Annotated in this window: 28 protein-coding genes, 1 pseudogene and 1 riboswitch; of the genes and pseudogenes, 9 read left to right on the forward strand and 20 right to left on the reverse strand. The window is 63.4% G+C overall.

All coding sequences use genetic code 11. The features are described 5' to 3' along the window. Window positions 1-34 precede the first annotated feature (34 nt). Window positions 35-718, forward strand: a complete 684-nt coding sequence (locus LB516_RS11840) for a transglutaminase-like cysteine peptidase (protein ID WP_224719602.1) — start codon at window positions 35-37, stop codon at window positions 716-718. Between the two features lie 218 nt (window positions 719-936). Here LB516_RS11840 and LB516_RS11845 read toward each other — a convergent pair whose 3' ends face one another. Both LB516_RS11845 and LB516_RS11850 read right to left on the reverse strand, forming a co-directional pair. Next, complete coding sequence (locus tag LB516_RS11845; RefSeq protein WP_224719603.1) at window positions 937-2,181, reverse strand: class I SAM-dependent RNA methyltransferase; 1,245 nt, start codon at window positions 2,179-2,181, stop codon at window positions 937-939. After that, a complete protein-coding gene (locus tag LB516_RS11850) occupies window positions 2,178-2,942 on the reverse strand; it encodes a TlyA family RNA methyltransferase (protein WP_140661417.1) in 765 nt (254 codons plus the stop codon). The genes LB516_RS11845 and LB516_RS11850 overlap by 4 nt, the downstream gene beginning before the upstream one ends. Before the next feature lie 174 nt (window positions 2,943-3,116). Between LB516_RS11850 and LB516_RS11855 the strand changes: the two genes are divergently transcribed. Further along, window positions 3,117-3,518 carry a GFA family protein gene (locus LB516_RS11855; RefSeq protein WP_140617295.1) on the forward strand — a complete coding sequence of 134 codons (402 nt, stop codon included), beginning with the start codon at window positions 3,117-3,119 and terminating at the stop codon, window positions 3,516-3,518. Here the strand turns inward: LB516_RS11855 and LB516_RS11860 are convergent. The 6 genes from LB516_RS11860 to LB516_RS11885 form a co-directional block, all read right to left on the reverse strand. Beyond that, complete coding sequence (locus LB516_RS11860; RefSeq protein ID WP_015318804.1) at window positions 3,515-3,808, reverse strand: hypothetical protein; 294 nt, start codon at window positions 3,806-3,808, stop codon at window positions 3,515-3,517. The two genes, LB516_RS11855 and LB516_RS11860, sit on opposite strands and share 4 nt — an antisense overlap. A gap of 147 nt (window positions 3,809-3,955) precedes the next feature. Beyond that, window positions 3,956-5,893 (reverse strand): 1-deoxy-D-xylulose-5-phosphate synthase, encoded by a 1,938-nt coding sequence (gene dxs, locus LB516_RS11865; RefSeq protein ID WP_015318805.1) that lies wholly within the window; start codon window positions 5,891-5,893, stop codon window positions 3,956-3,958. Between the two features lie 73 nt (window positions 5,894-5,966). Then, a complete protein-coding gene (locus LB516_RS11870) occupies window positions 5,967-6,887 on the reverse strand; it encodes a pirin family protein (protein WP_224719604.1) in 921 nt (306 codons plus the stop codon). 39 nt (window positions 6,888-6,926) lie between these two features. Beyond that, a complete protein-coding gene (locus LB516_RS11875; RefSeq protein WP_015318807.1) occupies window positions 6,927-7,193 on the reverse strand; it encodes a DUF2277 domain-containing protein in 267 nt (88 codons plus the stop codon). A 91-nt stretch (window positions 7,194-7,284) separates the two neighbouring features. After that, a complete protein-coding gene (locus LB516_RS11880; protein ID WP_015318808.1) occupies window positions 7,285-7,536 on the reverse strand; it encodes an exodeoxyribonuclease VII small subunit in 252 nt (83 codons plus the stop codon). Window positions 7,537-7,539: 3 nt separating this feature from the next. Further along, entirely contained in the window at window positions 7,540-8,466 is a 927-nt protein-coding gene (locus tag LB516_RS11885; protein WP_015318809.1) for a histone deacetylase family protein, read from the reverse strand. A gap of 178 nt (window positions 8,467-8,644) precedes the next feature. Then, a riboswitch (cobalamin riboswitch) is annotated at window positions 8,645-8,827 on the forward strand. A gap of 71 nt (window positions 8,828-8,898) precedes the next feature. Between LB516_RS11885 and bluB the strand changes: the two are divergent. Continuing rightward, window positions 8,899-9,504 (forward strand): annotated as a pseudogene (gene bluB / locus LB516_RS11890) (5,6-dimethylbenzimidazole synthase); the annotation flags it as partial. 116 nt (window positions 9,505-9,620) lie between these two features. Here bluB and LB516_RS11895 read toward each other — a convergent pair. Beyond that, window positions 9,621-10,604, reverse strand: a complete 984-nt coding sequence (locus tag LB516_RS11895; protein WP_224719605.1) for a hypothetical protein — start codon at window positions 10,602-10,604, stop codon at window positions 9,621-9,623. A gap of 89 nt (window positions 10,605-10,693) precedes the next feature. Beyond that, window positions 10,694-11,302 carry a TetR/AcrR family transcriptional regulator gene (locus tag LB516_RS11900; RefSeq protein WP_224719606.1) on the reverse strand — a complete coding sequence of 203 codons (609 nt, stop codon included), beginning with the start codon at window positions 11,300-11,302 and terminating at the stop codon, window positions 10,694-10,696. Between the two features lie 120 nt (window positions 11,303-11,422). Here LB516_RS11900 and LB516_RS11905 point away from each other — a divergent pair, with 120 nt between their 5' ends. Further along, window positions 11,423-12,643, forward strand: coding sequence for an MFS transporter (locus LB516_RS11905; protein WP_224719607.1), 1,221 nt, complete (start codon window positions 11,423-11,425; stop codon window positions 12,641-12,643). A 19-nt stretch (window positions 12,644-12,662) separates the two neighbouring features. On the opposite strand, the gene ribB is transcribed toward LB516_RS11905, so the two are convergent. Beyond that, window positions 12,663-13,763, reverse strand: coding sequence for a 3,4-dihydroxy-2-butanone-4-phosphate synthase (gene ribB, locus LB516_RS11910; RefSeq protein WP_140878119.1), 1,101 nt, complete (start codon window positions 13,761-13,763; stop codon window positions 12,663-12,665). A 92-nt stretch (window positions 13,764-13,855) separates the two neighbouring features. After that, on the reverse strand, window positions 13,856-14,971 hold the full coding sequence (aroC, locus tag LB516_RS11915) for a chorismate synthase (RefSeq protein ID WP_224719608.1): 1,116 nt from the start codon (window positions 14,969-14,971) through the stop codon (window positions 13,856-13,858). Between the two features lie 183 nt (window positions 14,972-15,154). Here aroC and LB516_RS11920 point away from each other — a divergent pair, with 183 nt between their 5' ends. Then, complete coding sequence (locus LB516_RS11920) at window positions 15,155-15,418, forward strand: DUF1344 domain-containing protein (protein WP_015318816.1); 264 nt, start codon at window positions 15,155-15,157, stop codon at window positions 15,416-15,418. A gap of 9 nt (window positions 15,419-15,427) precedes the next feature. On the opposite strand, the gene LB516_RS11925 is transcribed toward LB516_RS11920, so the two are convergent. From LB516_RS11925 to LB516_RS11940, 4 genes are all read right to left on the reverse strand, one after another. Continuing rightward, complete coding sequence (locus LB516_RS11925) at window positions 15,428-16,021, reverse strand: histidine phosphatase family protein (RefSeq protein ID WP_140661424.1); 594 nt, start codon at window positions 16,019-16,021, stop codon at window positions 15,428-15,430. A 52-nt stretch (window positions 16,022-16,073) separates the two neighbouring features. After that, a complete protein-coding gene (gene fabI, locus LB516_RS11930; protein ID WP_224719609.1) occupies window positions 16,074-16,892 on the reverse strand; it encodes an enoyl-ACP reductase FabI in 819 nt (272 codons plus the stop codon). 105 nt (window positions 16,893-16,997) lie between these two features. Beyond that, a complete protein-coding gene (locus tag LB516_RS11935; RefSeq protein ID WP_015318819.1) occupies window positions 16,998-17,930 on the reverse strand; it encodes a DnaJ C-terminal domain-containing protein in 933 nt (310 codons plus the stop codon). A gap of 100 nt (window positions 17,931-18,030) precedes the next feature. Further along, window positions 18,031-18,492 carry an RT0821/Lpp0805 family surface protein gene (locus LB516_RS11940; RefSeq protein WP_015318820.1) on the reverse strand — a complete coding sequence of 154 codons (462 nt, stop codon included), beginning with the start codon at window positions 18,490-18,492 and terminating at the stop codon, window positions 18,031-18,033. A gap of 40 nt (window positions 18,493-18,532) precedes the next feature. Here LB516_RS11940 and pdxH point away from each other — a divergent pair, with 40 nt between their 5' ends. After that, window positions 18,533-19,150, forward strand: coding sequence for a pyridoxamine 5'-phosphate oxidase (gene pdxH / locus LB516_RS11945; protein ID WP_140617306.1), 618 nt, complete (start codon window positions 18,533-18,535; stop codon window positions 19,148-19,150). An 8-nt stretch (window positions 19,151-19,158) separates the two neighbouring features. Here pdxH and LB516_RS11950 read toward each other — a convergent pair whose 3' ends face one another. Together LB516_RS11950 and LB516_RS11955 are read right to left on the reverse strand one after the other, a co-directional pair. Continuing rightward, complete coding sequence (locus tag LB516_RS11950) at window positions 19,159-19,911, reverse strand: crotonase/enoyl-CoA hydratase family protein (RefSeq protein ID WP_224719610.1); 753 nt, start codon at window positions 19,909-19,911, stop codon at window positions 19,159-19,161. 19 nt (window positions 19,912-19,930) lie between these two features. Then, window positions 19,931-21,700: an acyl-CoA dehydrogenase family protein gene (locus LB516_RS11955; RefSeq protein WP_224719611.1), complete on the reverse strand. Its 1,770-nt coding sequence runs from the start codon at window positions 21,698-21,700 to the stop codon at window positions 19,931-19,933. 210 nt (window positions 21,701-21,910) lie between these two features. Between LB516_RS11955 and LB516_RS11960 the strand changes: the two genes are divergently transcribed. Both LB516_RS11960 and LB516_RS11965 read left to right on the forward strand, forming a co-directional pair. Further along, window positions 21,911-22,147 carry a hypothetical protein gene (locus LB516_RS11960; protein WP_224719612.1) on the forward strand — a complete coding sequence of 79 codons (237 nt, stop codon included), beginning with the start codon at window positions 21,911-21,913 and terminating at the stop codon, window positions 22,145-22,147. A gap of 83 nt (window positions 22,148-22,230) precedes the next feature. Next, window positions 22,231-23,397 (forward strand): glycoside hydrolase family 25 protein, encoded by a 1,167-nt coding sequence (locus tag LB516_RS11965; protein ID WP_411969387.1) that lies wholly within the window; start codon window positions 22,231-22,233, stop codon window positions 23,395-23,397. 19 nt (window positions 23,398-23,416) lie between these two features. Here the strand turns inward: LB516_RS11965 and purD are convergent, their stop codons facing one another. Both purD and LB516_RS11975 read right to left on the reverse strand, forming a co-directional pair. Next, entirely contained in the window at window positions 23,417-24,694 is a 1,278-nt protein-coding gene (gene purD, locus LB516_RS11970) for a phosphoribosylamine--glycine ligase (protein WP_224719613.1), read from the reverse strand. A 152-nt stretch (window positions 24,695-24,846) separates the two neighbouring features. After that, window positions 24,847-25,668 carry a phytanoyl-CoA dioxygenase family protein gene (locus LB516_RS11975; RefSeq protein ID WP_224719614.1) on the reverse strand — a complete coding sequence of 274 codons (822 nt, stop codon included), beginning with the start codon at window positions 25,666-25,668 and terminating at the stop codon, window positions 24,847-24,849. A gap of 90 nt (window positions 25,669-25,758) precedes the next feature. Here LB516_RS11975 and LB516_RS11980 point away from each other — a divergent pair, with 90 nt between their 5' ends. Further along, on the forward strand, window positions 25,759-26,670 hold the full coding sequence (locus tag LB516_RS11980) for a LysR family transcriptional regulator (protein WP_140617312.1): 912 nt from the start codon (window positions 25,759-25,761) through the stop codon (window positions 26,668-26,670). Window positions 26,671-26,735 lie beyond the last annotated feature (65 nt).

A 26,735-nucleotide genomic window follows, 5' to 3' on the forward strand; every position in this document is an offset into this window, starting at 1 on the left:
GCACCAGTTCCTCGTTGCGGTGGTGGTTTTGGCAATGCGGCACTCCCCCGTCCTGGCTCTCCTGCTTGGCTTTGTTTCGTTGATTGGTGCGGCATCGCTGCTAGCCAGTCCGGCTTCGGCCCAGTCGACTTTGTTCAAGTCGCGATCGACCCAATCTTCCATGGATGGGTCGCGCTCTGCCTCCGTGGGTGGAAGCACCAGCGTCCCCTACGGTTGGATCGATTTCTGTCATCGCCGCCCAAAAGAGTGCAAGGTGCCGGCTCTGCCGGCCGCGAATGTCAAGCTGACAGCGCGGACCTTCCGCATCCTCACGCGGATAAATCAGAAGGCGAACAGCGCCATCAAACCCGTCAGCAATTTCGATCACTGGGGCACGATGGCGGACCATTGGGATTATCCGGTTGACGGCAAAGGCGATTGCAAGATCTACGCCCTCTACAAACGCAAGCTCCTTCAAGAGGCTGGATTTCCCCGACAAGCGCTGTTGATGACGGTCGTGCGCGATCTCAACAATGAAGGCCACACCATCCTGACGGTGAAAACCGATAAAGGCGATCTTGTCCTCGACAATATGGTCGACCAAATCAGGCCTTGGAACGCAACCGGCTACTACTTCCTGAAACGTCAATCGCAGCAGAATCCGAATGTCTGGCAGTCGGTCAACCAGCGAGGCGGCACGCCGAAAACCTTCGCGAATGCTGCAAAGCTCGTAGATTGAGCCTGGACCGTACGGTTCAGGCATTACAGGCGTTCGGCGGCTTTTTTAGAGCGGTTCGGTGTTTGATAGAATCGCTGAACCGCTCTCTCTTCATTTCGACGCAATTCCGGACGGAAAACCGCTACCCATTCTTCCTGGAGTCGCTTTAACCGGAGGATCCCGCAGCAGCGCTTGGGAAGCGCGGTTTTCTGTGGCTCAGTAGTCTGAACGAAACGTGCTCAGCCGCGCCTCTTCTTGGGTTTTTCCAGCAAGGCGACCGCCTCGACATGTGGCGACCACAGGAACTGATCGATTGGCGTCACGCTGGTCAAGGTATAGCCGCCGTCGATGAGAATGCGCAGGTCGCGGGCCAGCGTCACCGGGTTGCAGGACACCGCGGCAACGTATGGAACATCCGAGCGGGCGATCTGCTTCGACTGGTCTTCGGCGCCGGCGCGCGGCGGATCGAAGACAAGGCCGTCGAAGGCGTTCAACTCCTTGAAGGTCAGTGGCCGGCGAAACAGGTCGCGTCGTTCGCCCGTCACCCGCTTGAGGCCGGTCGCGAAACGTGATCCCCGGTCGAGCGCCGAAAGCGCGGCCGCGTCGCCTTCGACCGCATGGACTTCCGATTTCGTCGCCAGCCGCAAGGCAAAGCTGCCGCAACCGGCAAAGAGATCGGCAATTTTTTTTGCACGCTTCAGATGTCCGCTGACGATCTCGACCATGGTCCGTTCGGCGGCCTCCGTCGCCTGCAGAAAGGTGCCGGGCGGCACGGCGACCGCAACACTGCCGAACATGACCACGGGCTTCCTTGGCTCGATGACGATCTCGTCATCGATGGACAGCCTGGCAAAGCCTTGCGCAATGACAAAGTTGGAGGCGATACGGCGCTGGTGTTCCCCGAGCTTGCCTGACTCGTGCACCGCGATGTCGAGGCCGGAACCTGTAACGGTGACCGCCATCCGGAACGATTTGGTGGTGGCGCATATCAATTCGGCCAGCGCCCTCAGCTGGCCGAGTGCCGCGACGATCTCGGGCAGTGAGATCGGGCATTCGGATATGGAGATGATCTCGGGCGACAGATGGCGATTGAAGCCGAGCAGCATGCCTGCGTCCGTGCGCCGGGCGGCAAGCACGACGCGGCGGCGCGACTGCGGCGCGCAGGCGACCAGTTCGCCAATCTCGCACTCGATGCCCTTGCCCCTCAATGCGTGCACCACCTTTTCGCGTTTCCATCGGCGATAGGCTTCGGTCTCGAAATGCTGGAGGGCACAGCCGCCGCATTCGGTGAAATGGCGGCAGGCTGGTTCGACGCGCAGCGGAGAGGCTTCCAGCACCGCCATCAGCGTGGCGCGATCCCGCTCGCGCGCGGCGGTGACGATCTCGCCTGGCAGCGTGAAGGGAATGAACAGATCGCCGCTCTCGGTTTCGGCGATGCCGTCGCCCTGCGATCCGAGCTTTCGTATTGTGAAGCGTACGCTCATCGGCCCTTGATCCCACCGAGCAGGAATTCGCGATTGCCGTCGCCACCTTCGATCGGCGACAGATGCAGGCCAAGCGAGCGCCAGCCGGGAACGGCATCCAGCCAATCCTGCAGCAGGCCCGCGACACGGGCGGCACCGAAGGGATCCTTCAACAAACCGCCCTTGCCGATCGCCTCTCGACCGGCCTCGAATTGCGGCTTGACCAGAAAGATCGCACCGGCGCCGGGCTTGGCAATGGCGAGTGCCGGCGGCAGCGCCAGTTTCAGCGAGATGAAACTGACGTCGGAAACGATGAAATCCGGATTGCGGCCGGCAAGATCGGCAACGGTGAGATCGCGCGCGTTCAGGCCCTCGATCACCGTCACGCGCGGATCACCACCGACATCAGGATGCATCTGGCCATGCCCGACATCGATTGCCGTGACATGGGACGCGCCGCGTTCGAGCAGCACCTGGGTGAAACCGCCGGTCGAGGCGCCGATGTCGAGGGCCTCGCGACCGGCCGGGTCGAGGCTGAAATGGTCGAGCCCGGCGATCAGCTTGAGCGCGGCGCGCGAGACATAGGCTTGCGCCGGATCGTCGATGGCGACAACGCATTGCGGCGAAACGTTCTGGCCGGGCTTGCGGGCTATGGCGCCGTCGACCGTCACCGTGCCGCGCTCCACCGCGTCGCGGGCGCGCGAGCGGCTGGCAAACAGCCCGCGCTGGACGAGCAGGTCGTCGAGCCGCTGGCGTGTGCTGGCTGGCAGAGGCGAGTTCATCGGCCTTCTCTGACGAAAGCCCGCGGTGAAGGCAAGGACATTAGATGGACCAAAGTGATGCTACGAGAGCGGCTGGTGCATCTAACCAGGCCGCGGCTTGCGCCCATCATGCCGGGTCCGGCAGAATATTGGCCACGAAGAGCCCTCTGTTTGTCGCAACTCGAAGGAGAACGAATGCTGACGGGAACCTGCCACTGTGGCGCCGCCCACTGGACGCTGGAGGGCGACCCCGGCCCGGTGACGGCCTGCAACTGCACGCTTTGCCGCCGCTATGGCACGCTCTGGGCCTATGATTATGTCGACGAACGCATTCGCGTTTCGGGGCCAATGGGCAGCTATACGCGCGCCGGACAGGAAGACCCGTCGCTCGAGATCCTGTTCTGCCCGCGTTGCGCCTGCGTGCTCGGCTGGCGCGGACTGCGCGCCAGCGCCTCGGGTCGAAGACGCATGGCCGTCAATGTCCGGCTGGCGCCCCCCGAGGCCGTCGCCGATCTGCCGATCGACCATTTCGATGGTCTCGACACGTACGACGATCTGCCGCGCGACGGCCGCTGCGTACGCGACATGTGGTTTTAGAAGATGGTTCGCGGAGCCTGGCGCTCGATGGCTGGAGACAAACCGTCGTCTCGACCGCCTGAAGCCTGCTCACGCGCATGCCCGGTCGCAACAGGTGATACAGGCGAAGGATCCGGCGGCACCACAAGCTGCGGAATTTGCTTGTAGGAAAAGCCGCCGCGGATATCGCCCATCTTGCCGGCGACAATGCCTATCGCCGCCTTTTCGAGATTGCGGTCGTAGGGCGTTTCGGCGGCAGCCGGTACGACCATCACCGCCAAGAAGGCCGCGCCGCACAGAAGCGTCTTCATTCTCGTTGTCTCCCTGCCTGGCTGTGATCTAGCAGGGCGGCGTTGAAAAACGGCCAAGGGACAGGGTAAGCAAAACGCCAAACGGCAACGTTAACAATGCCTATAAAATCGAGCCGGCAAACTGATTCAAGCTGTTGAGGTTTTGATTCAGGCGCGCTGGGCGCGGACCGTATGACCGAGCGCGGTGAATACGGTGCGCACGATTCCGGCGACGTCGAGGCCAGCATCGGCATACATCTTCTCTGGCTTGGCGTGGTCGGTGAAGTCATCCGGCAGCACCAGCGGGCGTACCTTCAGGCCGCTTTCGAGCAGTCCTTCATGGGCGAGGAATTGCAGCACATGGCTGGCGAAGCCGCCAATTGCGCCCTCCTCCACCGTCACCAGAACCTCATGCGAGCGGGCCAGCCGCCGGATCAGATCCTGGTCGAGCGGCTTGGCGAAACGGGCATCGGCGACCGTGGTGGAAAGCCCGGCCGCGCCGAGTTCCTCGGCCGCGATGAGGCAATCCTGCAGCCTTGTGCCGAAGGACAGCAGGGCAACCTTGCTGCCTTCCCGGACGACGCGGCCTTTGCCGATCTCCAGAACAGAGCCGCGCTCGGGCATGTCGACGCCGACGCCGTTGCCGCGCGGATAGCGGAAGGCGATCGGCCCGTCGTCATAGCTGGCGGCGGTGCGCACCATGTGACGCAATTCCGCCTCGTCGGCCGCGGCCATTACGACAAAGCCCGGCAGGCTTGCCAGGAAGGTGGTGTCGAACGCGCCGCAATGGGTGGCACCGTCGGCGCCGACAAAGCCGGCGCGATCGATGGGGAAACGCACCGGCAGTTTCTGGATCGCGACGTCATGGACGACCTGATCGTAGGCACGCTGCAGGAAGGTCGAATAGATCGCGGCGAAGGGCTTGTAGCCTTCCGTCGCCAGGCCGGCGGCGAAGGTCACCGCATGCTGCTCGGCAATGCCGACGTCGAAAGTCCTTGACGGAAACACCTCGCCGAACAGGTCGAGGCCGGTGCCGCCCGGCATGGCGGCGGTGACGGCGACGATGCGGTCGTCCTCGCGCCCCTCCTGGATCAGGCTTTCGGCAAACACCTTGGTGTAGGCCGGTGCATTGGCCGGCGCCTTGGCCTGTGCGCCGGTGATGACGTCGAATTTGTTGACGCCATGATACTTGTCGGCGGCCGCTTCCGCCGGCGCGTAGCCCTTGCCCTTCTGGGTGACGACATGGATCAGCACCGGACCCTTGCCGTTGTCACGGACATTTTTCAGGACCGGGATGAGATGCTCCAGATTGTGACCGTCAATCGGGCCGATGTGATAGAAGCCGAGTTCCTCGAACAAGGTGCCGCCGGTGACGTAACCGCGCGCATGCTCGACCGCGCGGGTGATGGCTCGATCGGCCCGCTTGCCGAGATAGGAGGTCAGCTTCTTGCCAAAGTCGCGCAGGCCGACATAGGCCTTGCCGGAAGCCAGACGCGCCAGATAGGCGCTCATGGCGCCGGTTGGCGGGGCGATCGACATGTCATTGTCGTTGAGGATGACGATGAGGCGCGCATCGAGCGCGCCGGCATTGTTCATCGCCTCATAAGCCATGCCGGCCGACATGGCGCCGTCGCCGATGACGGAGATGACATTGTTGCGCCCGCCTGAGAGGTCGCGGGCGGCGGCCATGCCGAGGCCGGCCGATATCGATGTCGAGGAGTGGGCGGCGCCGAACGGGTCGTATTCGCTCTCGGCTCGGCGGGTGAAGCCCGACAACCCGCCTTCCTGGCGCAAGGTGCGGATGCGGTCGCGACGGCCGGTCAGTATCTTGTGTGGATAGGCCTGGTGGCCGACATCCCAGATCAGCCGGTCATCGGGTGTGTTGAAGACATAGTGCAGCGCCACGGTCAGTTCGACCACGCCCAGCCCGGCTCCGAGATGGCCGCCGGTGCGCGACACCGCGTCGATCAGTTCGAGGCGAAGCTCTGATGCCAGTTGCGGCAAGTCGCTCTCGGCCAGCGTGCGCAGGTCGGCCGGGACGCGAACCCTATCGAGAAGCGGCGTATGCGGCGTTGCGTTCACGTTGGGCCCAGACTTTCTGTTCATCGGCGGATAGGCCGCCGGCCGGCGAAAGTAAATGCGTGTCGCTGACGCGGACGGTCAGCCCCTCACGATCTTCTCAGCCTTCCGGCAGCGGGATGAATTCTTTCTCATCGCCAGGAACGATATCGAAGCGGCCGGTCTTCCATTCCTGCTTGGCCTGCTCGATGCGCTCCTTGGACGAGGAAACGAAATTCCACCAGATGTAGCGCTTCGAACCGAGAGACGCGCCGCCGAACAGCATGAAATGCGCACCCATCGATGACGATATGATGATCTCGTCGCCGGGCCGGAACACCAGCAGCCGTTCCGCTGGAAAGGCATCACCCGAAATCGAAACCTCGCCCTCCAGCGTGTAGATGGCGCGCTCCTCAGCATCGGGCGGGATTTTGACGCTGGCGCCAGGCGCCAGCCGCAAATCTGCATAGAGTGTTTCGGAATCGGCCCGCACCGGAGACCGCAACCCCTGGAAATCGCCGATGACGACGCGGCCGCTGACGCCTTCGGCGTCGATTTCGGGAAGCCGCAGCGCCGCTGTGTTCTCGAACACCGGTGCCACCTCTTCCTTGCCGTCCGGCAGAGCCAACCAGGTCTGCAGGCCGGAGATCGACATCGGCGCGCCGCGCAATTCCTGCGGCGTGCGTTCGGAGTGGACGATGCCGCGACCGGCCGTCATCAGGTTCACGTCGCCGGGTTGAATGACCATTTCGGTGCCGAGCGAATCGCGGTGCCTGATCTTGCCGTCGAACAGATAGGTCACGGTCGACAGGCCGATATGCGGGTGGGGACGGACATCGAGCGCCTGGCCCGCGCGCATGATCGCGGGACCCATTCGATCGAAGAAGATGAACGGCCCGACCAGGCGCCGCTTGGCGGTCGGCAAGGCGCGACGCACCTCGAAACCGCCAATGTCCTTGGCGTTAGGGATAACCATCAGCTCGATCTGGTCGCTGGCGAAGGCATCGCCGGCCTCAGGGTCCTTGCCGGGGAAGAAGCTCATGAACTCTCCTCGTCAGCGGTCAGTGGGCGCTTGGGCATATCAGGCGAACCGGATCGCCGCTTTTGCTTTTAATTTGGCTGCCACCTCTTCGCGATTGCGCGGATGCTGGTGGGTTTCGAGGGAATCGAGCAATTCGCGTGCGGATGCCGCGATGGCTTCGACGGCATGATCGAACGCATGCTGGTTCTTGGCAGAAGGCCGCGTCGTGCCGCTCAGCTTGCGGACAAACTGCAGTGCCGCGTCGCGGACTTCGTCGTTGGTTGCCGGCGGATCAAAATTGAACAGGGTCTTGATGTTTCTGCACATCGCTTCCGTATCTCCTCTTGTCCGTTTCAATCGGGACGAACTGTATCCTCAATGATGATCGTGTCCAAAACCGGTAAGGCTGCTCCGGACCTCAGTCCGCGTCGAGCGGCTCGGTTCCAACCGGCTTGCCGTCGCGCGACAGCCTGATCTTCTCGACCTTGTCCTCGGCGGCCTTCAGCAGCCGGTCGCAATGAACCTTCAGCGCCTCGCCGCGCTCGTAAATCCGGATCGACTGGTCGAGCGGTACGTCGCCACGCTCCAGATCATCGACGATCTTCTCCAGTGCGTCGAGTGCCTGTTCAAAGCTCATCGCCTTGACGTCTTCGTTGATCTCACCGGTCATCATTCATCCTTTCATCAGTCGCCCGACATGGGCGGCGACCGAAAATGCCAATCCCTGCAGATCGTAGCCGCCCTCGAGCAGGCTGACGAGCCGGTTGCCGCCGTGGATTGCGGCGCGCTGCATCAGCTGGCCGGTCGCCCAGTCGAAATCGTCCTCGGTCAGATTGATTTCCGCCAGCGGGTCGCGATGGTGCGCGTCGAAGCCGGCCGAAACGATAATCAGATCCGGCGCGAAATTGTCGAGTGCCGGCAGCACGCGCGACAGGAACGCATCGCGAAACACCTCGCTGCCCGTCCGAGGCGCCAGCGGCGCATTGACGATGTTGCCGGCGCCGGTCTCACTCTTCGCGCCCGTGCCGGGATAAAGCGGCATCTGGTGCGTCGAGCAATAGAGCACCGAGGGATCGTCCCAGAAAATATCCTGCGTGCCGTTGCCGTGATGCACGTCCCAGTCGACGACCGCGACACGCTCGGCGCCATGCTTCCTCTGCGCATGGCGCGCTGCGATTGCCGCCGTGTTGAAGAAGCAGAAGCCCATGGCCGTGGTCTTTTCGGCATGGTGGCCGGGCGGGCGGGCGGCGACGAAGACGTTGTCGGCGCGGCCCGCAAAGACGTCGTCGACGGCGGCATTGGCGGCACCGATCGCCGTAATCACCGCCTGCCAGCTTTTCGGGCTGGCGGTGGTGTCGGCGTCGATGCGGGCAATGCCTTCGTCGGGGATGGCGGCGCGGACACGCGCGACGAAATCGGCGGGATGCGCGTAGAGGATGGTCGCCTCGTCGCCTTGCGGTGCCTCGACGCGGTCAAGCGCGGCAAAAGCTTCGTCGTCGAGCACGCGCTCGATGGCGCGCAGGCGGTCGGGCCGCTCAGGGTGACCGGGCGGGGTGATGTGTTCGAGAAAGATCGGGTGCGTGTAGAGACGGGTGGCCATGCCCTCTATCTAGTGCCCCGGCGCCGTGATGGCCATGCGTCGCGGCTTGATCGCTGGGGAAAATCGAACCTGCGTCCATTGATGTCGCTGCGGGCATTGGCGTCGCCGGCCCTTCGGAGTAAGACTGCCGCTACTGCCTGGTGCCTGCCGGTCTGTTTGTTTTAGCCGCATTCTGCGACGCCAAGTGATTCCACTTGGCTGCAAATGCCCTGGCGGGAGAATCGGGAACACGGTTGAACTCCGTGGCGTGCCCAACGCTGTGAGGGGGACCGCGCCGGTAAATGCCACTGTCGATGACGGGAAGGCACCGGACGCGGGTTGATCCCGAGCCAGAAGACCGGCCTGGCAGGCATCGTCATCCGCATGGTCAGGCGGATGACATCGATTGCAATCGCAAGGGGACAAGCGATGCCGGAAGCTATGACCGCTCCAATGGGCGATGGATTTGACCAGATTGCGCGCGACGCTGTTTACCGCGCCATCTTCACACGGCGCGACGTCCGCAACCATTTTACATCGGAGACGATCGACGACGAGGTGCTGGCGCGGCTGCTGCTTGCCGCCCATCACGCGCCGTCGGTCGGCTTCATGCAACCCTGGAATTTCATTATCATTCGCGATGCCGCGTGGCGGGCGGAAGTGCGCGACCTGTTCCTGGCCGCGCGAGAACGGGAACTGCCTGAAATCGAGGCAGAACGGCAGGCGCTCTACCGCAAGCTCAAGCTCGAAGGCATTTGCGAAAGCGCTCTAAACATCTGCATCACCTGCGACCGCGAGCGCTCGAAAGGCTCGCCGCTGGGGCGCTGGCACAATCCGGAGATGGATCTCTACAGCACGGTCTGCGCGGTGCAGAATTTCTGGCTGGCGGCACGCGCCGAGGGCGTTGGCGTCGGCTGGGTCAGCATCATCGAGGCGCAAGCGCTGAAAAGCCTGCTGGCCATTCCCGATCAGGTGACGCCGATCGCCTATCTCTGCGTCGGCCGCGTTTCCGAATTCGCACCGAAGCCGGATCTCGAAACACACGGCTGGGGCCGGCGGCTGCCGTTGCCCGAGCTTATCATGAGCGAGACTTTTCGCGGACAAGGCGAAGCGCTGCTCAAATCAGCAGTGGCGCGCCTCGGTACCGTCGCCGGTGCGCCCGCGAGCCTAGCCGATCAGCGCGTCGCGCCGGCCGTGCCCCAGCGCGAACCGCCGAAAGTGGAGAGCGCCTTGTCCTTGAGTTCCCTGAACTTCGACGAGGCTTCGGCCAGCCTGGCGTCCCAGGCGGCATCGGGCACCTGACCCTCGATGGTCTTGAAATAGACCTGCATCAGGCAGGCAATGGCGAACGGCTCGATGAAGGCCGCCTTGAAAGCCCAGGCAAAGACGATTGCCAGCACGAAAGCCCAGCCGGCGAGCTGCCCGGGCATGACGTAAAGAATAGCGGCTGCCGGAGCCAGCATCAGCAGGAAAATCACGAACGACACGCCCCACATGATGACCCCTAGCCAGACGGCATTCTTGACCATGGTCTTGCCGTTCTGGGCGTAGAGCACAACGCCTTGGCGCGCGGTTTCGAACGGCGAGGACGAACTGATGCGGATGTTGTAGCCGAGAATGATCTCGTCGACATAGGTCAACGACAGGCGAATCACCGTGTTGAGGAACGAAACCAGGCCGCTCAGGCCAGGAATGGGCAGGAAGGCCGCGATGCCGCCGAGCAGGCCGGTGATGGCGCGGATAGCGCCCTTGACCAATTGGTCGACGACGAAAAGGATGTTGGCCTCGGCAAAACGCTCGGTCACGACCTCTTTCGCGTAGGCGATCTGGTTCTGGCCGTTGGGAATATCATGGCCGTCGATCAGATGCACCATGACGGCGATATGGCCCGCCTTGACAACGTAGAGGATGTATTCGCGAATCCAGTAGACGGCGATCGAGACGATGCCGAAACCGACCACGCCACCCCACATCGCAAAAGACAATGGTCCGTCGGGATCGGTGGAAATATGGCCGACGCCATAGCCGACGGAGGCGCCGGTGCCGGTGGCCACGATGTAGGCCAGGGTGATCCCAAAATAGACGATCATGCGAAAGACAATGAAAGGCCAGGTCCGCATCATGATGGACACCGACCTGCCGATATCGAAATCCCACATGCCCGAATCTCCCCTCAGAGATGGCTGCGGAGGATGCGCTCAAACCGGCTATTGTCAATTGCAGGCAGTGGCGGGACGGCCATGGCGGTTCATCTTGAAAGCGCTTCCGGCTTTTTCAGCAGGCCTTCGAGCAATTGCTTGAATGCGGCCACCACCATCTTCGATGTCGCCTCGGGATCTGGCGAATTGGCGATGCGCTGCGCGGCCTGGCTGCTCGCCCCATTGATCAGCCGCGCTGCCGACTCCGGGTCGACGCCGGGGACGACCACCCCTTCCCGCTGCAGCGCTGTCAGATGACCGGTCATTGAACCGACGCAGGCATTGGCATTCGACCACTGTGCCGGATCGCCCAGCACCGCCGGACCATCCCGGAACATGATGCGCTGGATTTCCGGCTCCAGCGCCATTTCGATATAGGTCGTGCATTCGTCGACGAAATGCTGCCAGCGGGTCGGCGCCCGCGACGCGACCTCATTCACCCGGGCCGCCATTTCCGCGTCGATTTCAGCGATAACCGCCTCAAGCAGTCCCTTCTTGTCGCCGAAGTGATGATAAAGGGCGCCGCGCGTCAGCCCGGCCGACGCGGTGAAATCATCCATCGACGCTTCGGCATAGCCGATGGTACCGAAAGCCTGGCGTGCCGCGGCGATCAGCTTGGCGCGTGTTTCGGCGATCATCTCCTTGCGCGGTCGATGCATGCTTCTGGCCTTACTTACATACGCTCCGTATGCCAATTGACATACGCGACGTATGCTATATTTAACACTTATACGTCTCGTATGTAATTGTCGAATCGCCCCTTGTCGAGGAACAGGATCATGCAAAACCCCTACTCGGAAATCTTTCGCGCTCCCGGAGCCAGGGGCTTTGCCGCCGCCGGCTTCATGGCGCGCCTGCCGATCGCCATGGCGCCGATCGGCATCGTGGCGATGCTGTCGCAGACGCGTGGCGAATACTGGTTGGCGGGTGCGGTTTCGGCGACATTCGCCTTGGCCAATGCCTTTCTGGCGCCGCAGATATCGAGGTTGGTCGACCGCCTCGGCCAGACGCAGGTTGTCGTACCCACCACCATCATCTCCGTGCTCGCATTCGCGGCCCTGATCGCATCGGCCAATCAAGACTGGCCGGTATGGACGCTGTTCGCGTCGGCGCTGCTGGCAGCGGCGATGCCAAGCATGCCGGCCATGGTGCGGGCGCGCTGGACCGAGATTTTCCGGGGCCGGTCCGAGATGAACACCGCCTTCGCCTTCGAGTCGGCGGCGGACGAGCTGGTCTATATTGCCGGCGCATCGCTATCTGTGGGCCTCAGCGCCGCGCTGTTCCCGGAAGCGGGCGTTGTCGTCAGCACGCTGTTCCTCGCCTTGGGCTCGACAGCCTTCATTCTGCAGCGTTCGACCGAGCCGCAAGTGCGGCCGGTGGACCATGGCTCCAGCGGCTCGGCAATCCGCCTCGGGCCGGTTCAGATCATCACCTTCGCCATGATCTTCATCGGCGCGACCTTCGCGACGACGGAGGTGAGCACGGTGGCGATCACCAAGGAACTCGGCCAGCCGGGCACTGCCAGTCTCGTCATCGGCGTCTATGCGCTGGGCTCCTTCGTGCTCGGCATCATCATCGGCGCGCTCAACCTGAAAGCACCGCTGCAGCGCCAGCTCGCCGTCGCGGTTGCCTTGGTCGCGCTCGGCACACTGCTGCCGCTTACCGCCAGCACCGTGCCAGCGCTCGCTCTGACTGTCTTCATCAGTGGCGTGGCGATCTCGCCGACCTTCATCACCGCCTTCGGCCTGATCGAACGGCATGTTCCGGAAGCGATGCTGACCGAAGGCATCACCTGGGTGACGACAGGCATCGGCATCGGCATGGCGCTTGGTTCGTTCGCCGCAGGCGCGGTGGTGGATGCGTTCGGCGCCCAGAACGGGTTCTGGGTTTCGGTGGTGTCAGGCGCTATCGCACTGATCACGGTGCTGGTCGGCCAGCGCAGCCTCGCCACCCACGAATGCGAGTTGGAAGGATGCGAGGCGGCAATCCCGGCCGAGTGACAGACAGGGTTTGTCGAGCTCAGATGATCTCGGTCTTGGCGATGTGAATGCCAAAACCCTCGAGGCCGACATAGTGGCGTTCGCGCGAGGCGATCAGGTTGATCGAGGAAATGCCGAGGTCCTTCAGGATCTGGGCGCCGAGACCGATCTCGCGCCATTCGCTCTCGCGCCGGCGCGCCTCTTCATGGTCCTCGCGGTCGCCTGGCGCCGGCCGGTTGCGCTCCTGGTGGGCAACGCCGACCGAGCCTTCCCTGAGATAGACGATGACGCCGCGCTTGCGCTCGCCCATCGCCTTCATGATGCCGTCGAGCCGGTGGCTGGTGCCAAAGACATCGGTCACCACATCTTCCGAATGCAGCCGCACCGGCACCTCCTCGCCGTCGCGGATGTCGCCGAAGACGATGGCGACGTGATGCATCGTGTCCCAGGGCAGCGTGTAGGTGAAGACCTGCGCCTTGCCACCCAGCGTCTCGATGTCGGAGCAAGCGACGCGCTCGACCAGGGTCTCCTTGCGCTGCCGGTAAGCGATGAGGTCGGCGACCGATACCTGCTTGAGGCCATGCTCCTCCGCGAAAGCCGCCACCTGCGGGCCGCGCTTGACGGTGCCGTCATCGTTGACCAGTTCCGAGATCACGCCGATCGGCGGCAGGCCGGCAAGCTTGCACAAATCGACCGCCGCCTCGGTATGACCCGAGCGCATCAAGACGCCGCCCTCGCGCGCTATGAGCGGGAAGATGTGTCCAGGGCGGACGAAATCGGAGGCACCGACATTGCCGTTGGCGAGGTTACGCACAGTCAGCGTGCGGTCGTCGGCCGAAATGCCTGTCGTCGTGCCATGCTTGAAGTCGACGCTGACGGTGAAGGCGGTGGTGTGGGCCGAATCATTGTCGGCCACCATCGGCGCGAGGTTCAGCCGCTTAGCCTCCTCGCGCGGCATCGGCGTGCAGACGATGCCCGACGTGTTGCGAACGATGAAGGCCATCTTCTCCGGCGTGCAATGGACGGCCGCGACGATCAGGTCGCCCTCGTTCTCGCGCCCGTCATCGTCCATGACGACGACGATCTCGCCGCGTTCGAAGGCGCGGATGGCTTCGACAATCTTCTTCTGGTCATAAGACATGGAATGCTCGCTTCGCTCGCAGGGAATAGGGACTGGGCAGTAGGGGTTAGGGAATAAAAGGGGCGGGCTGGCAGCTGACCACTGACTACTGCCTATTCCCTACCGCCTATTCCCTTCCCCGTCTGTCCTCTGTGCCGCAGATAATGGTCGGCGATGGCGCAGGCAACCATGGCCTCGCCGATCGGCACGGCTCGGATGCCGACGCAGGGATCGTGGCGACCCTTGGTCATCACTTCGACATCCCTGCCGTCCTTGTCGATCGATTTGCGCGGCGTCAGGATCGACGAAGTCGGCTTCACCGCAAAACGGGCGACGATCGCCTGGCCCGTCGAGATGCCGCCCAGGATGCCGCCGGCGTTGTTGGACAGGAACACCGGCTTGCCGTCATTGCCCATGCGCATCTCGTCGGCATTCTGTTCGCCGGTGATGCGGGCGGCCTCGAAACCATTGCCGATCTCGACGCCCTTGACGGCGTTGATCGACATCAGGCCGGACGCGATGTCCTGATCGAGCTTGGCGTAGATCGGCGCGCCGAGGCCGGCAGGCACACCGTCGGCGACGATCTCGATCACCGCGCCGACCGAGGAACCGGCCTTGCGGATGCCGTCGAGGTACCGCGAGAAAACAGGAATCGAAGCCGGATCCGGCGTGAAGAACGGGTTCTCGGCATCGCCGATGAAATTCCAGTTCCAGTTGGCGCGGTCGATGGACTTTTCGCCCATCGACACGAGCGCGCCGCGCACCACCATGCCCGGCACCACCTTGCGGGCGAGCGCGCCGGCGGCGACCCTGGCAGCGGTCTCGCGCGCCGAGGAGCGGCCGCCACCGCGATAGTCGCGCACGCCGTATTTGACGTCATAGGTGTAGTCGGCATGCCCGGGCCGGTACTGGCGGGCGATCTCGCCATAGTCCTTGGAGCGCTGGTCGACATTCTCGATCAGCATCGACACCGGCGTGCCGGTGGTGATCATCGTCTCTCCGTCCTCGTCCAAGACGAAGCCTGAGAGGATCTTCACCTCGTCCGGCTCGCGGCGCTGCGTGACGAAGCGGGACTGGCCCGGGCGGCGCTTGTCGAGTTCGGCCTGGATTTCATCGCGCGTGAAACGGATACCCGGCGGACAACCATCGACCACGCAGCCGAGCGCCGCGCCATGGCTCTCGCCCCAGGTGGTGACGCGGAAAAGATGGCCGAACGTGTTGTGAGACATGGAAAGTGCCCTGCCCGGCATCGAAACCGGCTGAAGCCAGCCTTCTATTGGCGTTTTCCACAGTGGTCAAACTGTGATCCGACGGATTTAGTTTTGACACATTCGGTTGGTTTCTGCTCTCCTCCATTCGCCGTTGAGGATCCGCCGCCACCCAGGCCGGCGCAATGACCAAAGAGGACGATGATGCGTACCCTGATTGGCGCTGTTGCCGCCACGCTGCTGCTCTCCACCGCCGCCTTTGCCGGGCAGACCGAAGGCCTGATCAAGAAGATCGACAAGGACGCGCTGACACTGACGCTGGACGACGGCAAATCCTACAAGCTGAATGCCGAAACCGATCTCGATGCGCTGAAGCCGGGGATGGACATCGTCATTGCTTACGATGTGACCGATGGCGAAAACGTCGTCACCGACATGCAGCTGCCGGGTGACAGCGACACGAACTAGGAGTTGGCGTCACCGGGCGAGCCACTCCAGGCTCCTGCCTTCAAGTTTGAGCACGCGATCCTGCGGTATCTCCAGGTTCGCGGCCTCGTCCTCGGCCATATCGAGCACGAAGCGAAACAGGGTGCGCATGACGCCCCCGTGCGTCACGCAAATCGTCTGCCCCCGAAGCTCATCGAACCATGGCTTCACCCGTTCGAGCAGCATCTGGTAACTCTCCGCGCCTTCACCTGGCGGCTGAAAATTCCACTTGTCCAGTGCGCGGGATCGGCTCGCGCCGGGCGACTGCCTCTCAAGCTCGGCGAAGGTAAAACTCTGCCAATCGCCGAAATTGACTTCAATCAGTCTGATATCGGTTCGATAGGCGAGCGGATCGAGCCTCATGGCGGCGCGGATGCGTTCCATCGTTTCGCGCGTGCGTCTCATCGGACTGGCGACGAAGTCGAATTCCTGGGGAGCGCCGACGAGTTCGGCCAGCCGATGCCCGTTTGCGCTCGCCTGTTCGCGGCCGAGAGCATTGAGATCGGTATCGGCCTGGCCCTGAAGCCGGAACTCGGCATTCCACGCGGTCTGGCCGTGGCGCACGATATAAACCAGCGGGTACATCAGCTCTTCCGGAGATCGGGCCAGGGCCTGGAAGGAGGAAAGGCGGGGAGACCTAATCCTTGACCGTCGAAATATCTGGAGCGTCGACCGCTTTCATGCCGACGACGTGGTAGCCGGAATCGACATGGTGCACTTCGCCGGTGACGCCACGCGACAGGTCGGACAGGAAATAGACGCCGGAATCGCCGACCTCTTCCTGCGTGACCGTCTGCTTCAGCGGCGAATTGTATTCGTTCCACTTCAGGATGTAGCGGAAGTCGCCGATGCCGGAGGCGGCAAGCGTCTTGATCGGGCCGGCCGAGATGGCATTGACACGAATTTTCTTGGCGCCAAGGTCGACAGCGAGATAACGCACGCTGGCCTCCAGTGCCGCCTTGGCGACGCCCATGACGTTATAGTGCGGCATGACCTTCTCGGCGCCGTAATAGGTCAGCGTCAGCAGCGAACCACCCTCGGTCATCAGCGCTTCGGCGCGCTTGGCGATGGTGGTGAAGGAATAGACCGAAATGTCCATGGTGCGCAGGAAATTGTCGCGCGTCGTCTCGACATAGCGGCCGGTCAGCTCGTCCTTATCGGAAAAGGCAATGGCGTGCACGAGGAACTCGAGCTTGCCCCAATGCTTGGCGACATTGGCGAAGACCTCGTCCAGGCTCGCCGGATCGGTTACGTCGCAATGGCCGGCGACAAAGGCGCCCAGTTCCGCCGCCAGCGGCTCGACGCGCTTCTTGAAGGCTTCGCCCTGATAGGTCAGCGCTATCTCGGCGCCGTGATCGACGCAGGCTTTGGCAATGCCATAAGCGATCGACCTGTTGTTGGCGACGCCAAGAATCAGGCCGCGCTTGCCGGCCATCAGGCCCTGTCCACCCGCCATATGCGTGTTCTCCGCAAGATATCTGCTTTGTGGAGTGCCTATCGCACAGGCACAGAGCCCCTTCAAGCGTTCAAACCGGACAGTTCGGGGGACAAAAGCTCACGATCAGCCTTTTTGGCCGCGCAACAGCGATTCCAGCGCGCTGTCGCCGCCTTCCGGCAGCATGATGCGCACATGGGCATAGAGATCGCCATGGCCCCCGGCCTTCTCCGGCAAGCCCCTGCCCTTGAGCCGCAGGACCTTGTCCGAGCTCGACCAGGCGGGAACGTTGACCGCAAGCCTGCCTGTCGGCGTCTCGACCGGCACCTTGGCGCCCAGCACCGCATCGGCCAGCGAAACCGGCAGGTCGGCGTGCAGGTCACGGCCTTCGATGCGGTAACGTGGATGCCGGCGGATATGGATCTTGACCAGTGCGTCGCCGGGTTGGCCCGGTCCCTGCTCGCCCTGGCCCTTCAGCCGGATGGTCTGGCCATCCTCGACATAGGCCGGCAGCTTGACCGCAACCTTGCGGCCATCCGGGAACATCGCCGTCACCTTCTCGGCATTGGCCGCTTCCTCGATGGTGACGTCGAGCGTGACGTTCAGGTCGGCTGCTGTCGCCGTCTGGCGGCGGTCGCCCGCGCCTGGCCCGCGCGCGCCTGAAAAGGCATCGCCGAAGATCTGGCTGAAGATATCGCTATTGCCGTCGAACGGATCGCCGCCCGGACGGCCCGAGCGGAACTCGAATCGCGAGCCTCCGGCGCCCTGTTGCTGGCGGCGGAACCCGGCAAAGGGGTCGCCACCGCCCGCCGCGCCTTCAAAACCCTGGAAACGCGGCTTGCCGTCGGCGTCGATCTCGCCACGATCGAAAGCCGCACGGTTCTTCTCGTCGCCGATGACCTCATAGGCCTGATTGGCCGCGGCAAAACGGTCCTTCGCCTTGGGATCATTCGGATTCTGGTCCGGATGATGCTTCTTGGCGAGTTTCCGGTACGCCGATTTTATGTCCTTGGCCGATGCGTTCTTTGCAACGCCCAGCACCTCATAGGGGTCGCGCATGCTTCCTGCCCTGGAAATGAGTTGAGTCCATACTTGCCCCCTATATGCGCTCGCATAGGAACAAATTCCAGTAGCGGACCTTCATATCGACGGCGGAAAATCAGAGTGCCTTGAAGCCCTGCATGCGCCAGCCGCCGGCACCGGCAAGACAGAGTTCGCCCTGGAACATGGCAACGCCGTCAAAGCTTTCGCGCGAAACCTTGAAGCGGCGGCAGGTCTGGCCGCTGTCCTTCAATTCCGCCAGTTCGGTGATGGAGCCGCGCGAGCCGGTGCCGGTGTTCGCCCACGGCACCGCCTGGCCGCCGAGTTGCTCGATATCGGCGGACGATACCGCATTGCCGATCGTCGTCTGGTCGGAGTCGCGATCCGAATCGGCCGGCTTGGGCGAAGCCGATGTGCTGCTGGTCAGGATCGAGCGGTCGACTTCGGCCTTTTCCAGGCTAAAGCCACCTGCACCGCAGGCCGCGAGCGGCAGTGCGACTGCCACGATCGCCGCTTTCGTGCTGGCTGAAGCGATAACGCCCCATTGCCTGCTGTCAAAAGCTTGCGCGATACGCGACAATCGGCAACCTCCCTGGTCTCGTGACAATTTGAGAAAAACTATGAGTGACACAGAGTTAACAAGCAGTGACTTTACCGAGGCGGCCGAGCCGTTTCGCCTCTTTGCCGCATGGCTGGACGACGCTACCAAGAGCGAAATCAACGATGCCAATGGCGTGGCATTGGCGACCGTCGATGCCGAGGGCATGCCGGACGTAAGGATGGTGCTGCTCAAGGGGTTCGATGAAAGCGGCTTTGTGTTCTACACGAATTTCGAGAGCGCCAAGGGCCAGGAGATTCTTGGCAGCATGAAGGCGGCGATGTGTTTCCATTGGAAATCGCTGCGCCGCCAGGTGCGCATTCGCGGTCCGGTGGAGCTCGTCAGCGATGCGGAAGCCGACAGCTATTACGCCACGCGGCCACGCGGCAGCCGCATCGGCGCCTGGGCGTCGAAGCAATCGCGCCCGCTGGAAAGCCGCTTCGCGCTGGAAAAGGCGGTCGCAGAATACACGGCGCGTTATGCCATCGGCGAAATCCCGCGACCGAAACATTGGTCGGGCTTCCGGATCGTGCCGAAGACGATCGAATTCTGGCACGACCGGCCGTTCCGGCTGCATGACCGCGTGGTCTTTTCACGCAACGCGGCAGGCGGCTGGGACAAGGCCAGGCTCTATCCCTGAAAAAACCTTCAGCCCTTTTTCCTGGTCATGAATGCCGTGAGAGCGGCGCGCGCCTCGTCGGATTTCAGCCGCTCGCGGAAATGCTCGCTCTCTATCCCGATGCGGGCAACCAGATCGTCGCGTGAGCCACGCATCAGGTCGCGCGCGATCTTGAGCGCTTGCGGTGGCTTGGCCGCGATCTGGCCGGCCGCTGCAAGCACCGAAGCCTCCAGCCCACCTTCCTCGACCACCTCGTAGATCAGCCCGGCGGCCTTCGCGCGCTCGGCCGAAAAGCCCTCACCGAGACCGAGCAGGGCGAAAGCACCCTGCTGGCCCAGGATGCGGGGCGCCAAAAGGCTCGACCCTGCCTCGGGCACGAGGCCGAGATCGACGAAGGGGGTCCGAAACACGGTGCGCGGCGTGGCGAAAGTCAGGTCGCAGTGCAGGTTGATCGTGGTGCCGATGCCGACCGCGATACCGTCGACGCCGGACACGATGGGCTTTTCGACCCCGGCCAGGGCGATCAGGAAATCCCAGACTTCCGTGCCGCCATCGCCGCCGGTGGCCACGACCATGAAATCGGCAAGGTCGTTGCCGGAGGAAAAGGCGCCCGGCACGCCGAGAAAGACATTAACGCGGACCGCCGGATCGGCGTCGCCTTCGGCAAGGGCCGCCGACATTTTCGCATACATGGCACGCGTCAGCGCGTTCTTCTTGTCCGGCCGGTTCATGCGGATGATCTGGATGGCGCCCTGGCGGTCGACGAGAATGTGGTCTGTCACGGTGTTTTCCTTGTGAAGGTCAGGCGGAAATCAGTGCCTCGGCGGCAGCAGCCAGGCTGACGGCGCCATCGATGACGCGCTCCTTCAAAGCGCTGGCTTCGCCAAGCAGGTTCTCGGCGAAGAAGCGGCAAAGCGCGATGCGGCCTTGGTCGGCAAGAGCGGCCCGCGCCAGATAAGCGCCGCCGGCGGCAAGCGAGATCAGCCGGAGATACGGTGTCGCGCCAGCCAGCGCCTCCTCCGTCCGGCCCTCGGCCGACAATTTCTGCAGGAAACGCGTCGCTTGCGTCAAATCGGAGAGCGCCTGATCGAGAGTGTCGGCGGTGCGGCCAAAACCTTCGAGGTTCGACGTTCGCACCGCATTCGCGATACCGGCCAGTTCGTCGATGTAGCCATGCACATGCTCGCCGCCGCCAAGCGGCAGTTTTCGGGTCACCAGGTCGATCGCCTGGATGCCGTTCGTGCCTTCATAGATCGGCGCGATGCGCGCGTCGCGATAGTACGCGGCCGCACCCGTTTCCTCGACGAAGCCCATGCCGCCATGCACCTGGACGCCAAGCGAGGCGACTTCCACGCCGACATCGGTCGAAAACGCCTTGGCGAGCGGAGTCAGCAAATTAGCACGGTCGCGCCAATGCATCGCCTCGCCGCCAGACGACACGCGCGCCATGTCGATGGCATGGGCACAGGAATAACTGATCGACCGCGCGATCTGGGTTAGCGCCTTCATGGTCAGGAGATTGCGCTGCACGTCGGGGTGATGGACGATCGGCGCCATGCCGGCGCCGGCGTAATCCGCCGCCTTGCCCTGGCGGCGTTCATTGGCATAGGCAATCGCCTTCTGGGTCGCTGCTTCCGCGACCGCGACACCCTGCATCCCGACAGCAAGACGCGCATTGTTCATCATGGTGAACATGCAGGCGAGGCCCTTGTTCTCCTCGCCGACCAGCCAGCCGATGGCGCCAGGCCTGGCGCCTTGAAAACCGTCGCCATAGATCATGGTGCAGGTCGGCGAGGCATGGATGCCGAGCTTGTGCTCAAGGCCGGAACAGAAGACGTCGTTGCGCGCGCCGAGCGAGCCATCGTCGCCGACCAGGAATTTCGGCACCAGGAACAGCGAGATGCCACGCGTTCCGGCCGGCGCATCGGGAAGCCGCGCCAGCACCAGATGGATGATGTTGTCGGTGAAATCGTGCTCGCCGTAAGTGATGAATATCTTCTGGCCGAAGAGGCGGTAGGTGCCGTCGCCGGCGGGCTCGGCGCGGGCGCGCAAGGCGGTGAGGTCCGATCCGGCCTGCGGCTCGGTCAGGTTCATCGTGCCCATCCATTCGCCGGAGACGAGCTTTGCCAGATATGTCGCCTTGAGTTCCTCGGAAGCGTGCTTGTCGAGCGCCTCGACCGCGCCCATGGTCAGCGTCGGGCCGATGCCGAAGGCCATGGCGGCGGAGTTCCACATTTCGAGTGCGGCGACGCCGAGCATGGTCGGCAGCGCCTGGCCGCCATACTCTTCCGGCCCGGAGAGCGCATTCCAGCCGCCTTCGATCCAGCGGCGATAGAGTTCCTTCCAGCCCGGCGGCGTGGTCACCGCGGCATCCCTGAGCACGGCGCCATGTTCGTCGCCGATTTTATAAAGGGGGGCCACCTCCTCGGAGGCGAAACGGCCCGCCTCGCCAAGGACGGCGTCGACCAGATCCTCGCTGAGATCTCCGAACGCTCCCGCATCGATGGCGGATTTCATGCCGGCCACATGCTTCAGGGTGAACGCGATATCCTCGACCGGTGCCCGATACATGCCGCTCGATCCTCCCTTATGCATCGACCCCGCCGACCCTAGAGCCAGTGCCGCCGCAAAACCATCCGCCTTTGGGCGGTCTCCCACCGCCTTTTTACGTAAACGTCAAATTTTTTCACGCTGATTTTGCAATCAGGCAGGGCTGTATTAAATTCGACAGATGCCGGACCAAATCGACCGGCGACAGAAAACCAGCGACCGAACATTCCCATGCTTGCCAGACCTGACGCCTATCGCTGCATCGAATGCGGTTTGCCCTATCGGGCAACGGGGTTTTCCTATTATCACGGGGACCTGGCAAACGGTGCCGCCTATTGGTCGGATCGCGGCATATTGTGCTCGCCGCGGTGCTCGCTTGCCCACCACCGCAAACGCGCCGCCGAAGGTACGCTGCAACAGGAGCCCGCGCCCGACCCGTTCGAAGTTCAACCGTTCAACCAGCGCTAGCTTATCCCGCAACAGCGTCCGAGAAGCATTTTCTTAACCATAGCGGTCCAGGATTTGCCTTTGATCAACGGGGATTCCCTGTTTTGAAAAGGACGGCGCGCCTCCTTCGCCGCACGGCGCTTCTCGCTTTCGCGGCAGCGATTGTGCTGGGCACGGCGGCAAAGGCTTCGGACTTCTCCGAGCCGTGGAAGAGCGCTAACCGCGCGCTCGTCATCGACGCCTACGAATACAATTCCATCGACTGGGCCCAGCTTGCCACCGACAAGCGCATCGTCGCCTTCATCAACAAGGCTTCCGATGGCATGCCGCCGCCCTATTTCTGTTTCGGCGGCGACACCGACGTGAAACTGTGCAAGGCACTGTGGAAACGCCACGCGGTGACGCGCGAATTGTTCCAGACACGCAGGGTCGTGGCCAAGGCGCTCGGCATGAGATGGGGCGCGTATCATCTCGCCCGTCCCGGCAATCCGGTCGAGCAGGCCAACAATTTCCTCGATTTCGCCGACCCCGCGCCGGACGACCTCATGGCCCTCGACATCGAGGGCATCGATCCCTCGCAATGGATGTCGCTCGACGATGCCGAGGAGTTCGCCCGCCAGGTGCATCGGCGCATCGGCCGCTTCCCGGTGCTCTACACCAACGGCAAGACCGCCCAATATATCGCCGACAACCGCTACAAATACCGACTCTTGTCGCGGCTGCCGCTTTGGTACGCGCGCTATAAGCCTGACATCGACGTGCATTTTCCGATGGGCAACTGGCAGGGCTACGCGCTCTGGCAGTTCTCGGCGCAGGCCAATTGCGGCCGCTTCCGTTGTCCCTACAGGGTTGCCGGCACACCCGACAACATCGACGTCAACGTGGCGCCCACGGATGCCGTCACTCTGCGCCAGCAATGGCCTTTCGGTGGCCTGATCGACGTGCCTGCCGATTATCTTGCCAGCGTACCAGTGCCGCTCTCGCGGGAAGCCGCGCTCGCCGGCAAGGCCACCATCATTTATGCCGATGTGGCGACGCCGCCGACCTTCGAGGAAATAGTCGCCGTGCTTGGTTCGCGCTGGTCAAAATTTCGCGACGGGTTCCGCATGCCAGTCGTGAAGACGGTGCCGCGACGGCCGGGGTTCGGCATTGTCCAATATGTGGCCTGGAAGCGGGGCGGGCAGCGTTCCCCCGAACAGCTTGACGCCGCCTTTGCCGCGGCCGACCCGGTCAGCACCGCTTCGACAACCCTCGACCGAGGTCAGCGATAGCCGCCACCCGGTCGGAGCTTCAGCCGGCCTGCTCGCGCGCCACGGCCTGCCAGCCTATGTCGCGGCGGCAAAACCCGTCCGGCCAGTCAATGCGGTCGAGGGCGGCATAGGCCCGCGCCTGCGCCTCTCCGACCGTGGCGCCGCTCGCCGTGACATTGAGCACACGGCCGCCGTTGGCGACCAGCGCACCGCCATTGATTGCGGTGCCGGCATGGAAAATCTGGACGCCTTCACCGGCGGCGTCCTCGACGCCGCGGATGACGGAGCCTTTCTCCGGTGTGCCGGGATAGCCCCTGGCCGCCATCACGACGGTCAGCGCCGCCTCGTCACGCCAGCGCACCGACATATGCGCGAGCTGGCCATCGGTCGCGGCATTGAGCAGCACCAGCAGGTCATCCCTGAGCCGCATCATCAGCACCTGGCACTCGGGATCGCCGAAGCGGGTGTTGTATTCGATCAGCTTCGGCCCGCTTTCCGTGATCATCAATCCGGCGAACAGAATCCCGGCGAAAGGCGCGCCAAGCTCGGCCATGCCGCGCATCGTCGGCTCGATGATCTCGCGCATGGTGCGCTCGATCATGTCAGGCGTCATTACCGGGGCCGGCGAATAGGCACCCATGCCGCCGGTGTTGGGACCGACGTCGCCATCACCGACGCGCTTGTGGTCCTGCGCGGTGCCGAAGGGAAGCGCCGTGGTGCCGTCGCAGAGGCAGAAGAAACTCGCCTCCTCGCCGGTCATGAATTCCTCGACCACCACCTCCGCGCCGGCAGCACCAAAGGACCCGTCAAAGCAGGAAGCGAGTGCCGCCCGTGCCTCGTCCATCGTCATGGCGACGGTGACACCCTTGCCAGCTGCGAGCCCGTCGGCCTTGATGACGATCGGCGCGCCTGTCTTCTCGACATAGGCCTTGGCCGAGGCCAGGTCGCCGAACCGGCCATAGGCGGCGGTCGGAATGTTGTACCGGGCGCAGAGGTCCTTGGTGAAACCCTTCGAGCCTTCCAGCCGCGCGGCGGCCTTCGAAGGCCCGAAGACGCGGATGTTTTCGGCGCGCAGATCATCGGAGATGCCGGCGACGAGCGGCCCTTCCGGGCCGACCACGACGAGATCGATTTTTTTCTCCCGGCAGAAGGCAACGACCGCGGCATGATCGGTGATATCAAGCTTAATCAGTTCGGCCTCGCTGCCGATGCCCGGATTGCCGGGGGCCGCGTAGAGCTTGGTCAGCAGCGGCGAAGCGGCGATCTTCCAGGCCAGCGCATGTTCACGGCCGCCGGAGCCGAGAAGAAGAACGTTCATGGCCACCTCTTGATGCCGCCTATCCCATAGAGAGAACAACCCGCTATTGCTCTCTGGGCGACGGGTCAAGGCATCAGGGTGGATTGCGCACGGGAACGTTATCCCTGTCGAATAGGGCGCCAGCCACCGCCGCCCCCTATTCCGGCACCCGTTCAGCCCTGAAAGACCACCGGAAACCAATCCTCGCGCAGCTTCTGTCCCGGCTGCATGCCATGGCCGTGATAGGGCGGCGAGGTGCGGCCCGGTCGCTCGACATAATGGGCATCGTCGCCGACCCAGCGCAGCGACAACGCCCGGCGCCGGGCCGCGGTCATATTGCCGCGCGCGCCGTGTGCCGTCCTGAAGTCGAACAGGATGGCGTCGCCCGGCTCCATCTCCCATTCGATAACTTTCATCGACGGATCGGTGTCGGGATCGGGCACCGGACGGTAATCGCCCTCGGCGGCGTAAAAATTGCCATCGTCCAGCCAGCGTACCGGCAGGATCATCTTGTCCCATTTGTGCGAGCCGGCGATCAGGCGCAGCGTCGCTTCCTTCACCGGATCGATGGGGATCCAGAAGCTCACCGTCTGCTGGCCGTCGACAAAATAATAGGGGATGTCCTGGTGCCACGGCGTCGGTTTCTGCGTACCGGGCTCCTTGACCAGCACATGGTCGTGGAAGAACTGCGCGGTGCGCGACTGCATCACCGCGGCCGCCAGTCGCGCCGCCGGCGAATTGCGCACGACATCGACGAATTCAGGGATGCGCTCCCAGTTGCAGTAGTCGTCGAAGAAGCTGCCCTTGCCGCCAGCGATGTCGGACGCGGTGGCGCTGCGGCTCCGCATGTTGCGCTCGATGCCGGCGGCAATCGTGTCGACCCAGCCCTTGAAGGCGCCGCGGATGCAGACCGCGCCGTCACGCTGGTAGTCGGCGATTGTCCGCGCATCGATGATTTCGGTGTCGATTGGCTGCGCTGCGGTTTGGGAAGCCATGGTGTCCTCCTCTCAGGATCGAGGCCACTATCGCAATCTCCTCTCATTCAGTAAAATAATAACTTCTCATCTGACACATAGGTTTTGGCTATGAGCCTTACGCTCACGCAACTCCGCTATCTCATTGCCGTCGCCCGCCATGGCAGCGTTACCGGCGCGGCGCGGGCGATCAACATTTCGCAGCCGTCGATTTCAGTGGCCATCGACGCCATCGAAAGGGATTTCGGCCAGAAGCTGTTTGTGCGCCAGCGGGGAAGCGGCGTTTCGCTGACCTCGTTCGGCCGTGTCGTGGTAGCGAAGGCAAAGCAGGTCCTTGCCGAGACCGACGAACTCATGAGCCTGGGTTCGGGCAATTCAGCCATCGGTGGCGAGCTGGTGCTCGGCTGCTTCGAGGATCTGGCGCCCTTCTTCGCGCCGGGCCTCATCCGCGCCTTCTCCGAACGTCATCCAGCGGTCGCGGTTGTCGTCCGTGACGAGACGTTCGAGACGCTCGGGCGACGCCTGGCGGATGCTACCGTCGACCTCGGCCTCAGCTACGATCTCGGCCTGCCGTCGCATTTCGCCCGCATCCTGTTGCACGAGCTTCGGCCGCATGCGCTGCTGCCGGCGGGCCATGCACTGGCGGGCCGCCCCGAGGTCAGCCTGGCGGATCTGGCCGCCTACCCGCTGATCACGACCGACCAGCCGCATAGCTGGCAGCATATGCTCGACCTGTTCCGCGGCCGTGGCCTGTCGCCGGTGGCCGACATGCGAACAAGTTCGTTCGAACTCCAGCGCAGCATGGTGGCCAACGGCTTCGGCGTCGCGGTCAGCTATACCCGCCCGCATGGCGACCGCAGCTATGACGGCTTGCGCCTCGTCTGCAAACCGCTGTCGGATCCGCTGCCCATGCAGCGCATCATTCTCACCCATGATACGCATCAGCGCGTGTCGAATGCGGCGCTGACTTTCATCGCGGTGGCGAAAGTCTGGTTTTCCACACGCGACATCTTCGCGTCGTGACGGTTGGCGGGCCGCCGCTCCTCCGCTTGCCGCTTGACGGTTTCCGCCGCTGCTGCCACTCCATG

It is taken from the genome of Mesorhizobium sp. CO1-1-7 (genome assembly GCF_020164885.1).
Lineage (GTDB): Bacteria > Pseudomonadota > Alphaproteobacteria > Rhizobiales > Rhizobiaceae > Mesorhizobium > Mesorhizobium australicum.